Source organism: Flavimarina sp. Hel_I_48 (assembly GCF_000733945.1).
GTDB lineage: Bacteria > Bacteroidota > Bacteroidia > Flavobacteriales > Flavobacteriaceae > Leeuwenhoekiella.
This window is the reverse complement of record NZ_JPOL01000002.1, coordinates 3435541-3447590: the sequence shown is the minus strand read 5'-3', so window position 1 is coordinate 3447590 and position 12050 is coordinate 3435541. Positions and strand designations below refer to the sequence as shown.

Here is a 12050-nt window from a genome sequence, read left to right as displayed (position 1 = left end):
ACTCACTAAAAATATCTTTTATTTTTTTAAGAAAAAACTTATCGCTATTTTCGCAGAGAAATTTTAGGATTAAATTTTTGAAGCTATTTAGAAATATACTGTTCCTTACCGCAGCCTTCATTATGATAGGCCACGACATTGTGCCTCATAATCATATATCACAGGGCGAAGATATTTCTTTTTCTATTGTTTCTGAAATAGGTCCTCAACAAATAGCTCAAGAACATTTAGAACTAAGTCACATATTTGAAAACTTTCAGCATTCTTCTAATGAAAGGACTTTAAAATATGTAACCGGAGATGTTAAAACCCTAAATGTTAAGACAAAAATTCTCCAAAATTCCGCTTTAATAGTTGATATAGACAATCAATTTATTTGGCACGCAAACTTTGAAAAGCAACGTTTTCGGGATTATCCTATAATTCCATATTTTACAACTTTTTTATCCTCCCATACCCTTCGGGGACCTCCTTCTTGTTAATTTTTTAAAGTGATATTCAGTATTCAAGCTTCAACAGAACTTGATGCTACTAATATTGCTATTTAGTTATGCAATAATATTTTGTCATAGCTATCCCTAATTCATCTTTAGCATTAAAAACGATACATCTTTTTAACAGGTGTATAACATCGGCTTTTGGTGATTCTCATTTTCGTTTTCCATCTTAAAATTCTTCTACTATAATGTTAGATAAAATCATTCAATTTTCGATCAACAACAAGCTTGTTGTCGGAATATTAACCCTGTTCCTTATTGGCTGGGGAACCTATTCGCTTACCAAACTGCCCATAAGCGCCGTACCGGATATTACGGATAATCAGGTAATGGTCATAACCGTTTCCCCTACGCTTGCCGCGCAAGAGGTCGAACAGCTTGTTACATTTCCGGTCGAACAGACAATGGTAAGCATCCCTGAAATAAAGGATATGCGGTCATTTTCCCGTTTTGGTCTTTCTATTGTAACCATCGTTTTTGAGGAAGATACCGATCTTTACTGGGCACGGCAGCAAGTTCAGGAACGCCTATCATCCGCAGCAGATGAAATTCCGGAGGGAGTGGGGAAACCTGAAATGGCACCGGTTACAACAGGTCTTGGAGAAATATATCAATATGTGGTGCATCCCGAGGAAGGTTATGAGGATCAATACGATGTTACCGAGCTGCGAACGATACAGGATTGGATCATTAAACGGCAGTTATTGGGAACGAAAGGAGTTGCCGAAGTGAGCGGTTTTGGTGGCTTTGTAAAGCAATATGAAATTGCCATAGACCCCAATAAGCTTCAAAGTATGGATATAACCATTGAAGATATTTTCACGGCTCTTGAAATGAACAATCAGAATACGGGCGGGGCTTACATTGATAAGGGCCCCAATGCATACTTTATTAGAAGTGAAGGCTTGGTCAACAATCTGGATGAAATAAACAAGATCGTTGTCAGGGAAAGTAACGGAACCCCCATACTGATAAGGGATGTCGCCAATGTACAGTTTGGCCACGGGATTCGTTATGGCGCCGCAACCCGAAACGGGGAAGGTGAAGTAGTCACGGGAATTGTAATGATGCTAAAGGGGGCTAATTCTTCGGCGGTCATAAACAGGGTGAAAGATAAAGTTGAACAAATAAAGGAAACCCTGCCCGAAGGGGTGACCATTGAGCCTTATTTGGATCGAAAAAAACTGGTAGACCGTGCAATCGGCACCGTTACTACAAATCTTGTAGAAGGTGCATTGATCGTTATTTTTGTTTTGATACTCTTCTTGGGTAACCTACGTGGTGGCTTGGTGGTAGCATCGGTGATACCGCTCTCAATGTTATTTGCCATTGCAATGATGAACCTCTTCGGGGTCGCGGGTAACTTGATGAGCTTGGGGGCGATAGATTTTGGCCTTATTGTAGATGGGGCGGTGATCATTGTTGAATCTGTAATGTTCGGTATTCATAGCGGTAAAAAGAAGTATGCCGGGGTTGAAAAGTTGTCTTCTGGACAAATGGATATTGAAGTAAAAAGCTCAGCGGGTAAAATGATGAATTCCGCTGCCTTTGGACAAATCATCATACTGATCGTGTACCTGCCTATTTTGGCTTTGAGCGGGGTCGCGGGAAAAATGTTCCACCCAATGGCACAAGCGGTGATGTTCGCTATTCTGGGGGCTTTGATATTGTCGCTTACATACGTCCCGATGATGTCTGCCCTTGCGCTAGGTCGTAAGACAGCACATAAAAGGAATTTTTCCGATAAAATGATGGATTTCTTCCAGCGTATGTATAGTCCCATTATAGAAGCCGCCCTTCGTGCGAAACTTTGGGTACTTGGATTGGCAATAGGCTTATTTGTTATTACGCTGGTCGTGTTTGCCAATATGGGTGGCGAGTTTATCCCCCAATTGGACGAAGGAGATTTTGCCGTGGAAACAAGGGTTCCTGTGGGGAGTTCCATTCAGCAGATGGTCGATGTCTCTCAAAAAGCACAGACCATATTATTGAATGAATATCCAGAAGAAGTGGATCAGGTCGTCAACAAAATCGGTTCTGGGGAAATCCCAACAGACCCAATGCCCATTGAAGCCGGTGATATGATGATAATTCTTTCACCAGAAGGAAACGACATAGAACGGGAGGAGTTAATTGCGGAAATGCAGAAATCCCTATCGGTAATCCCCAATGCCACCTTTAGCTTTCAGCAGCCCATACAGATGCGTTTCAATGAATTATTGACCGGCGCAAAACAAGATGTGGTACTGAAGATTTATGGGGAAGATTTGTCCACGCTGTCAGATTTGGCTAATGAAGTAGGACAGAAAATAAAATCTGTAGAAGGGGTCAACGATTTATATGTGGAAGAGATTACAGGGTTACCTCAAATAAAGATTGAATTAAACCGTGATAAAATTGCGCAATATGGATTGAATGTAGCATATATAAATAACGCCATTGAAACCGGTTTCGCCGGAAAGGCAGCGGGAATGGTATTTGAAGGTGAAAGGCGTTTCGACCTCGTAGTACGCCTGCAAGAAGAAAGCCGTGGCGATATAACGGATGTTGAAAATCTATACATAGGTACTCCTGAAGGCCAACAAGTCCCACTTAGTGAGGTTGCCAAGGTTTCCTTTGAGCCCGGCCCCGTCCAAATACAACGGGATAATGCAAAACGTCGGGTTATGGTTGGCTTTAATGTACGTGACAGGGATGTTCAAAGTATTATTGAGGATATCAAGCAGATTATGGCTGCAAAGGTTGATATGCCCCCAGGTTATTATGTAACCTATGGCGGACAATTTCAGAATCTGAAAGAGGCCAATCAACGCTTAATGATCGCCCTACCAGTAGCCTTATTGCTTATTTTAATACTGCTTTATTTCGCTTTTGGTTCCCTAAAACAAGGTTTGCTCATTTTCACGGCTATACCTTTATCTGCCATTGGAGGTGTTTTTGCACTTTTAATACGAGATCTACCTTTCAGTATTTCAGCTGGGGTTGGTTTTATTGCGTTGTTTGGGGTGGCTGTTTTGAACGGAATTGTACTTATCGCAGAATTCAACAGGCTCAAAGAAGAAGGGGTCACAGATATTTATGAACGTGTTCGTAAAGGAACAAGTGTGAGACTGAGACCGGTATTAATGACCGCTACCGTTGCCGCATTAGGGTTTTTGCCAATGGCCTTGTCAACATCATCAGGGGCGGAGGTACAGCGACCATTAGCTACTGTTGTAATAGGCGGTTTAATTACGGCTACGGCATTAACCCTTATTGTCCTACCAATTTTGTATATCTATTTTACTGACAGAAAAGCTAGGTCCAATTTCGGGAAAAAGAAAATAGCCACCACTTTAATCGTGATCGGTGGACTGTTCTTTCCGGCGATGCAACTTCAAGCACAAGAAATGAATCAAGTGCAGGAGCGTGAACTTACCTTAGAACAGGCTATTGAAATTGCACTACAGAACAATAACCGAATCAAGATCGCGCAATATGAAATTGAGGTTCAGGAAACAGGAAAGTACGGTGCGATAACCATTCCCAAAACAGAATTTTCCTATTCAGGCGGTGAATTTAATACACCCACAATAAAGGATAATTCATATGGAGTTATCCAGCGGATCAATTTTCCTACAGTTTACACCAGTCAGTTCAAGTTGGCAAAAGCTAGGGTCAATAGCAGTGAGCAACTTAAAGCTATAGCCGAAAACAAACTGATTGCAGACGTAAAATCCGCTTATTTGAGGTATATGTTTTTAGTGGAAAATAAACATCTGTTGCAGCGTCAAGATAGCCTGTACAGCAATCTGGACAGATCAAGCTCAATGCGTTATAAAACTGGTGAATCTACAAAACTGGAAAGTGTGACCTCGGCAACACAATCGATGCAGATAAAAAACAAGCTTCAACAGAACGAGGCCGATTTGAGAATTGCCAAAAAACGTTTACAGGTAGTATTGAATACTAATGATGATATTGGTGTTTCAGATGCTGAGCTGGTTGCTCGGGAGATAGATTTGGATATCGAAAAACAATCTGTGGAGCAAAGCCCTTTGTACGTTTATTTAAAACGACAATTAGAGGTTAGGAAACGGGAGACCAACGTGGAAAGGAACAAAGTATTACCGGATATTATGTTTGGTTATAACAGCCAAACCTTCAATGGTGTTCAAAATAGCGGAATAGCAAACCAAAATTTCAGCAAGGATGATCGGTTCTCGTTTTTTCAGGTAGGTATAGCTATCCCTATTTTTCCTGGGGGCCATCGTTCTAAGATAAATGCTGCAAAAATTGAAGAGGATATCGCCCAATCTCAAATTGAGCTGAACCAGACCCAATTGGAAGGGGAGTTACAAAACTTGTTGCAGGAATATTATAAACTTCAGGGTACTTTAAATTACTATCAAAATGAAGCACTGCCACAAGCGGAACTCATTATTGACAATTCTGAAAAGAGCTTTAAAAGCGGGAATGTTTCTTATGCCCAATACCTGCAAAACCTCACTTTGGCGAATAGTATTCAGACAGAATATTTAAATACACTTTATCAATATAACCAGTCCATCATAGTAATCGAAGCCTTATTGGGCTTGTAAAAATCAAGTGGTATCACTTTAAAATATAAAAAGATGAAAATTCAATTTAATACAAAAATTTCGCTGCTCATTTTATCCACCCTATTTATAGTGGCTTGCGGCAACAAGGATTCTGAAAAAATGGATTCTTCCAAAGAATCCTCTATGAAAGAGGAACAAACTGCTACCAACGGATCCAAACAAATCACTTTTACCAAAGATCAATACAATCTCGCCGGAATTGAAACCGGGGAGATCGAAATGAGAAATCTTAGCAATATCGTGAAGCTAAACGGTGTCGTTGATGTAGAGCCAAAAAGTATGGCCTCTGTATCTGCACCTTTGGGGGGATATTTAAAAACCGCCGGAAGACTGCCCGGTGAGGAGATTAAAAAAGGACAGGTGTTGGCTACGATTGAAAATCCTGAATTTATCCAAATTCAGCAGGATTATTTGGAAAGTTTAAGCAAGCTCCAATTTCTGGAAGAAGAATACAACAGACAAAAACAATTAAGGGAGGAAGACATCAATTCGGCAAAAACCTTTCAGCAGGTTTCTTCAGATTATAAAATAACACAAGGCCGGGTCAAGGCGTACGAACAACAACTTGCACTTGCCGGAATTAGTAGGAATTCCGTTAAAAACGGGAATATTTCCCGGACTGCTAACCTTTATTCCCCTATTACAGGTTTTGTAAAAACAAGCAATGTGAATATCGGCGATTATGTATCGCCACAAGATGTGCTTTTTGAGATAGTTAATTTGGACGATATTCATTTGGCATTGAATGCCTTTGAAAAAGATCTGGGAAAAATTGAAGTTGGCCAAACCGTGAAGTTTTCCCTTGCCAACGATAATAAATTCAATCGCACAGCAGAAGTCTTTTTAATAGGAAAAGCTACTGGAAACGATCGTATCACACCTGTTTACAGCCATTTAAAAAAAGAAGCCAAAAAAGGCTTATTACCGGGAATGTACATAAAAGCTTGGATTGAAAGCGGTACAAATAAGCAAAAGGCGATTCCATCGGAAGCTCTTGTTCAATATGAGGGGAAGGATTTTGTAATCTTTCAAACCGAAAAATCTGACAATGGTTATACATTTAGATTGGAACAGGTTAAAAAAGGAATTGAACAGGAAGGGTACACGGCCATAACTTTTGCTGAAAGTGCTGATGTCAAAAGTTTTAAGCCTGTTACCAAAAATGCTTATTCCATCTTGTCCGCATTGAGAAATTCTGAAGAAGAATAGTTCCAATTAAAAAATAATTCCAGAAGATCAGAATGAAAATCGGCAAGGCTATATCCAAATTAACAGAACCTTTTCAGGCGTTACAAAACAAGTTGTTTGCAAAAGTATATCTCGCGCAGACCATCAGCTTGTTGGGTGATGCCTTCACTTGGGTCGGTTTGGCATTATTGGCCTATCAATTTGGGGAAGACAGGGCTGCGGTAATTTTGGCCACCGCCCTCACATTGCGGGTAACCGCCTTTATTATCTTTTCGCCTTTTGCCGGGGTGCTTGCCGACCGGATTGACCGAAAAAAGATTCTGTACACGACCCACTTTATTAGAATGGGTCTTGTTGCCTTGCTACCGTTCATTACCGCCGAATGGCAAATTTACGTTTTGGTGTTTCTTATGAATGTTTTCAATGCCTTTTTTAGCCCTACCTATCGTTCTGTGATTCCTCAGATCGTAGATAAGAAATTATATCGGCAAGCTATAGGCCTATCGGTTGCCACGTATCAGTTACTGGGGGTTCTGGGACCAGGATTGGCAGGCATACTTGCAGTTTGGTTGGGCGCTAGGGAAATATTTTTGATTGATGCGGCGACATTTATTATCGCAGGGATTTTGCTCTTGACCCTTCCAAAAAGTTTTTTGAATGCCCACAAGGAAGATGTCTCGAAGAAACACCCTACCACTTGGCAAGATGTTACAAAAGGGGCCAAGCTCTTGTTTCAAAACAAATACATTCGTTTTGCCTTGTTCATAGAACTGGTATCGGCGATGGCCGGAGCTTTCATATTGGTAAATACCATAATTCTTGTAAAGGGTGGATTGAACCTTACCGATAGGGATTATGGTTTAATTATGGCCGCCTTCGGTATTGGCGCAACGGTGGCCGCCTTCGTTTCCGGGGCTATTGATAAATCCAAATCAAGGCAGGTTTCCTTAATAGTGGGAGCTTTAGTATTAGGCCTCGCAATTAGTGCCGCAAATTACCTAAATTTTTCTCTGCTATTTGTGTTTTGGATCATCGCAGGTTTGGGACAAAGTCTGGCAGAAATACCTTCGGAAACGCTTATAGGAGAAAATATATCTGATAGTGAACAGGGGAAAGTATATGGCTCCCATTTCGCATTTTCACATCTGTGGTGGGCTTTCGCTTATCCAATAGCCGGATTTTTGGGAACCAATTTTCCCGAAAAGGAATTTCTCTACGGCGGCATCCTAACGCTACTATTACTTTTAGTAGTCTATCTGCTTTTGAGACCCAAACATAACTCAAAAAGAATACCATTAAAAAAAACCAAGAAATTATGATACACATTATTACTACTGGGGGAACCATTGAAGGCCTGGATTATAAAAAACCAGAAAATGAGAAAAAACAAAATAAAATAGCGATTGCAGAATTTCTCGAATCCGCCAATGTTTCCTTTCCTTATATTATCGAAAAAGCATTCGCGAAAGATAGCCGATCAATTACCGATGAAGACAGGATGTTTTTGCTAAAAAAAATAAAAGCTTCCAATGCAGAAAAATTCTTAATAACCCACGGGACTTTTACGATGGAAGATACCGCGGCTTATCTTGGAAGGCAGGGACTTAAAAAAACCATTCTACTTGTAGGCTCATTTATATTGGGAAATTCTAAAAGTACCGATGCTCCCTTCAATTTAGGTTTTGCCTTTAGCGCTTTACAATTTCTAAAACCTGATGTCTATATCGCTATGAATGGTGAAATTTTTCATTGGAACAATGTTACCAAAAACACAGATACCAACAAATTTATGTCTAAAAATGAAAAATAAAAATGTTTGGCACACCGATACATTGGACAACTTTTTTCTACCTTATAATAGATACTTTCATTGTATCGCTTGCATATTACCACCATTCCTTTAAAAGAATTAGGAGCAATCATTTTAGGTTTTTAAAACTTGGCTTACTTTTTATAGCCTATAATACCACAGGTGGATTTTTACCCATTGAAAACTTTCCAGGCCCATTTATAATCCAGTATGTGATTACTTATGGTATTGCAATAGCCCTTTGTATCTACATAGTATATTATCTATATAAAGAATATGATATTGTGGTTATCAAGCTACATTTCTCAATCCAAAATTTAGCAATTCTTGCAATTAGTAGTTTTATTATATTGTTCTTAATCCCTTACTTTTTAACGCATTCTTTGAATTGGGCTAGATTTCTGTTTACCATACCAATATCTATAATTGCTTTTGTATTTCTTTGGTTCTTTTATATAAGAATATCAAACCTCGAAAATCCCAATCACTTTTTTCTAAAGCGAAATAAATTTTCAATCCTAAGCGTAAGTTGTATCGCATTACTACCCATTTTAACAGTAATTGGTGACTACCAATGGTTAACTTTTACTGTAATGAACTTGGCTTTTTACGCCATTACCGCCATTGAAATAGACCGGTATCTTTACCTACTTGAGAATAAGAATAAAATGCACAAAATTTTTGATTGGAACAAAAAACAAAACGAATATCCTGCAAAGGACAGTATGGTTTATGAAAACTTAACCAAACGGGAAATTGAAGTCGCTTTATCAATTTTAAGTAATCAGACTTATAAAGAAATTTCTAAAGATTTATATATTGCCGAAAGCACGGTATCTAAGCACGCATCCAATATCTTCAAGAAAACAGGGGTAAAAAATAGGCGACAATTCTTATCACGCTTTCGTAGAAAATTCAAAAAATAAGTTAGGATGGTATCCTATTATTTCCCTATAAATACTCAGGTTTAATAGATTCCCGTAGGAAAATACGGTTTTTGCGTAGTCAAATACGCTATAATTCACTTGTATTTTATTGTTTTGAATTTATCTTTAAATGAATTCACTTAAACTTTTAAAAAATGATCTGTAAAATGATTGGTGATGGATTTACAGTTACAAGCAGAAATACTACTGGAAGGACTGAACGAAATTAAGCTTAAAAACAATGATATTTTGAATAGGGCTTTTCGTTCTATTGAAGTATGCCGTAATCTCCTTAGTTTGTTCAAAAAGGAAATCATTGCAAATGAATTTGGTTCCCTAGAACAAGAGATAGACTTCTTTAAGAACATAAAACAAATCCCGCTGGTCCAGCTCATTTATTTCTCAGAAATCCATTCATTAGAAATTCAATTTCCAAAAGCCGATAAAAAAGCCCAACTTAAATTCCTGAAAAAGAAAATTGGCAAGCTTAACCGTTTCTTTCTGTATAATATTGATTTCGGGCAGTATGTCAATTCCAAAGCTACCCATTTTGATAAGGAATATTACACCCGTGATTATTTGGATACCTATCATATAACCACTTCAAAATTCTACTTTCAGGATCCCGAATTTTGCACCCCAAGGGATATGCTTTTAGGTAAATTCAAAGCATACAATTTATTGGTTGTCTATTTGGATGAGCGATTATTTAAGCTTAAAAATAATCTAAATGGGAAAACTGTAAAATCGAATACTACAGAAAAAATCCATTGGCCATTTACCAATACCGATTGGGTGGAGCTAGTTTATGCTTTAAGTTTTGCCGGAATTACAAATCAAAATGATCTGAGTATCATCAAACTCTCCAATAAGCTTCAAGAAATTTTTGATTTTAAACCTACCGGAAAAATCTATAATACCTATCAGGATATAAAAAATAGAAAACACAGCAGAACATTGTTTTTGGACTCCCTAAGTACCTGCCTAATTACTGAGATGAACAAGAGTGAAGAATAATTCTAAAAACTGTTAAAAAAAGACCGTACTACGGTTGACCTACCGAAATCCTGCTTTTTAAGATTCTCCATTTAATTTGGCATCTTTTAATCTATCGTCTTCCTCAAACAAGCCTCAAAGGCCACCATAATCAATCAACCTTCAAAATGTTAAATTTTGACCGTACTACGGTCTTAATGGGGAATAAAACCCATTAAACATACTCAAATTTGTAGAACGAAAGTCAAATCCTGCGAGGGGCTATCAAATTAGTTTAGACTGAGGCGATAGCCCTTTTCATTTAAAACCGTTCTATTATGCCAACAAGTATCATTACCACAGACGATCTTCGGGAATTCAAAATGGAATTGCTCGACGACATTAAAAAGCTCCTATCCCGACAAGCGACCGGCAAACTCAAAAAATACCTGAAATCTTCAGAAGTGATGGAACTGCTTCAGGTAAGTCCGGGAACACTTCAAAATCTTCGCGTCAATGGCACGTTGCCCTACACGAAAGTGGGCGGTATCATTTACTACGATGCCGAAGAAATCCAGAACGTGATGACCGCAAACCGTGTGCAGCACGGATTAAATTCTTAGGCGATGAATTATATAAAGCTACTCAATGCGGCTTTTGAAAAATTTTTCTTTGATGACCGCTTGAACCCAACGCACATTAGTCTATATATGGCTCTGTTCCAGGAGTGGAACAGCAGCCGCTTTGCCGATGAGTTTTTTGTGAACCGTCGCGAATTGATGCGCGTGGCCAAAATCGGTTCTAAATCAACTTATCATCGATGCGTAACAGACCTAGATTCGTGGAACTACCTATCCTATTTCCCATCCAATAATCCATACAAAGGGAGTAAGATCAAGATGGCCATTATTGGGACAAGTGATGAACCAGATATGGGACGGTACAATCCCGAATTAGAACAGCTTGCGGAACGGTACCGTCCCATACGTGAACCGGTAGTGTACCAGCACCGTCCCACCAACGGACAAGCTTTGTACCAGAACCGTCCCGTGAGTGGACAAGCATTGGTATCTAATATAAACAATACCAAACAAGTAAATATTACTAAACAACCAAAGGGCAGGCAGGCCGTTTTAGATTTTTTTATTGAAAAAGATTTTAATGCTGATGAAGGAAAAAAATTCTTTGCGCATTATGAAGCCAACGATTGGAAAACAAGCGATGGAAAAACAATTAGGGATTGGCAGGCATTAGCCAAAAATTGGATGGATAGAACCGAATTGTTTACCGAAGAAAACACACAAAACAAAAAAGGAGCATCCCAAATACGGGACAACCTCAAAACCACTAAAACCAAGGATTATGGACAACCCCTCTAAAATAACCGAAGGCGGCGTGGAATATTCGCTGGGCAAATTTGACGGGAAATGCGTGCTTTACGATTTCCCGAAAATCCTGATTTACCTGAATGCCAAGGGAAAGCTGCTTTTTGGAAAGAAATTTAAAATTTACGATGAGGATAAGGATATTTTGCTAAAACTCTGTTCTTACTTCATCAAGGACAAGGAAAACTGCCAAAAATATGAGATCGATATTGACAAAGGTATTTTACTTTCTGGGCCCGTTGGATGCGGAAAAACCACCCTAATGAAACTTTTACGGCATTTAGTGCCGTTGCAACGCCCGTATGAAATGATCCCCTGTCGCAACGTGGCATTCAGTTTTAATCATCTTGGTTTTAAGACCATCGAGGATTATGGAAATACAAAATTTTTCTGTTTTGACGACCTGGGCGTAGAACCGGCCGGAAGGTTTTACGGCAAGGATCTGAATGTGATGGGCGAAGTCCTTTTATCGCGATACGAGCTTTACCTTCAGACAAAACATAAAATCAAAACCCACGCGACCACGAACCTAAATGCTGAGGAACTGGAAGAACGCTATGGAAACCGTGTCCGTAGCCGGATGCGGGAACTGTTTAATCTGATCGCTTTTGATGAGGGGGCTGGGGATAAAAGGAAGTGAAATTAAACTTAGTGTCTTTTAATAAAAC

Annotated in this window: 10 protein-coding genes; all 10 read left to right on the top strand. The window is 39.1% G+C overall.

Features of this window, described 5'->3' with window-relative positions; translation table 11 throughout:
* Positions 1–122: 122 nt before the first annotated feature.
* The 10 genes from P162_RS14870 (at position 123) to P162_RS14825 (ending at position 12022) form a co-directional block, all read left to right on the top strand.
* The gene (locus P162_RS14870; RefSeq protein ID WP_031428475.1) at positions 123–482 is read left to right on the top strand and encodes a hypothetical protein; all 360 of its coding nucleotides are present in this window, start codon (positions 123–125) and stop codon (positions 480–482) included.
* Between the two features lie 203 nt (positions 483–685).
* Positions 686–5077, top strand: coding sequence for a CusA/CzcA family heavy metal efflux RND transporter (locus P162_RS14865; RefSeq protein WP_031428474.1), 4392 nt, complete (start codon positions 686–688; stop codon positions 5075–5077).
* A 33-nt stretch (positions 5078–5110) separates the two neighbouring features.
* Complete coding sequence (locus P162_RS14860; protein ID WP_031428472.1) at positions 5111–6307, top strand: efflux RND transporter periplasmic adaptor subunit; 1197 nt, start codon at positions 5111–5113, stop codon at positions 6305–6307.
* A gap of 32 nt (positions 6308–6339) precedes the next feature.
* Positions 6340–7605 carry an MFS transporter gene (locus P162_RS14855; protein WP_031428470.1) on the top strand — a complete coding sequence of 422 codons (1266 nt, stop codon included), beginning with the start codon at positions 6340–6342 and terminating at the stop codon, positions 7603–7605.
* Positions 7602–8096 (top strand): asparaginase domain-containing protein, encoded by a 495-nt coding sequence (locus tag P162_RS14850; RefSeq protein ID WP_031428469.1) that lies wholly within the window; start codon positions 7602–7604, stop codon positions 8094–8096. The genes P162_RS14855 and P162_RS14850 overlap by 4 nt, the downstream gene beginning before the upstream one ends.
* A 2-nt stretch (positions 8097–8098) precedes the next feature.
* Entirely contained in the window at positions 8099–9022 is a 924-nt protein-coding gene (locus tag P162_RS14845) for a helix-turn-helix domain-containing protein (RefSeq protein ID WP_031428468.1), read from the top strand.
* A gap of 177 nt (positions 9023–9199) precedes the next feature.
* A complete protein-coding gene (locus tag P162_RS14840; protein ID WP_031428466.1) occupies positions 9200–10039 on the top strand; it encodes an RteC domain-containing protein in 840 nt (279 codons plus the stop codon).
* Between the two features lie 296 nt (positions 10040–10335).
* Entirely contained in the window at positions 10336–10620 is a 285-nt protein-coding gene (locus tag P162_RS14835) for a helix-turn-helix domain-containing protein (protein WP_031428464.1), read from the top strand.
* Between the two features lie 3 nt (positions 10621–10623).
* Positions 10624–11376 (top strand): hypothetical protein, encoded by a 753-nt coding sequence (locus tag P162_RS14830; RefSeq protein ID WP_031428463.1) that lies wholly within the window; start codon positions 10624–10626, stop codon positions 11374–11376.
* Positions 11360–12022, top strand: coding sequence for an ATPase (locus tag P162_RS14825; RefSeq protein WP_031428461.1), 663 nt, complete (start codon positions 11360–11362; stop codon positions 12020–12022). Before P162_RS14830 ends, P162_RS14825 begins: the two co-directional genes overlap by 17 nt.
* The last annotated feature ends 28 nt before the right edge of the window (positions 12023–12050 follow it).

What these genes read in the sequence shown, in the direction of transcription:
- P162_RS14850 (WP_031428469.1), top strand. Translation starts at nt 7,602, where the DNA reads ATGATACACATTATTACTACTGGGGGAACCATTGAAGGCCTGGATTAT.
- P162_RS14860 (WP_031428472.1), top strand. Translation starts at nt 5,111, where the DNA reads ATGAAAATTCAATTTAATACAAAAATTTCGCTGCTCATTTTATCCACC.
- P162_RS14830 (WP_031428463.1), top strand. Translation starts at nt 10,624, where the DNA reads ATGAATTATATAAAGCTACTCAATGCGGCTTTTGAAAAATTTTTCTTT.
- P162_RS14870 (WP_031428475.1), top strand. Translation starts at nt 123, where the DNA reads ATGATAGGCCACGACATTGTGCCTCATAATCATATATCACAGGGCGAA.
- P162_RS14865 (WP_031428474.1), top strand. Translation starts at nt 686, where the DNA reads ATGTTAGATAAAATCATTCAATTTTCGATCAACAACAAGCTTGTTGTC.
- P162_RS14840 (WP_031428466.1), top strand. Translation starts at nt 9,200, where the DNA reads ATGGATTTACAGTTACAAGCAGAAATACTACTGGAAGGACTGAACGAA.
- P162_RS14855 (WP_031428470.1), top strand. Translation starts at nt 6,340, where the DNA reads ATGAAAATCGGCAAGGCTATATCCAAATTAACAGAACCTTTTCAGGCG.
- P162_RS14825 (WP_031428461.1), top strand. Translation starts at nt 11,360, where the DNA reads ATGGACAACCCCTCTAAAATAACCGAAGGCGGCGTGGAATATTCGCTG.
- P162_RS14835 (WP_031428464.1), top strand. Translation starts at nt 10,336, where the DNA reads ATGCCAACAAGTATCATTACCACAGACGATCTTCGGGAATTCAAAATG.
- P162_RS14845 (WP_031428468.1), top strand. Translation starts at nt 8,099, where the DNA reads ATGTTTGGCACACCGATACATTGGACAACTTTTTTCTACCTTATAATA.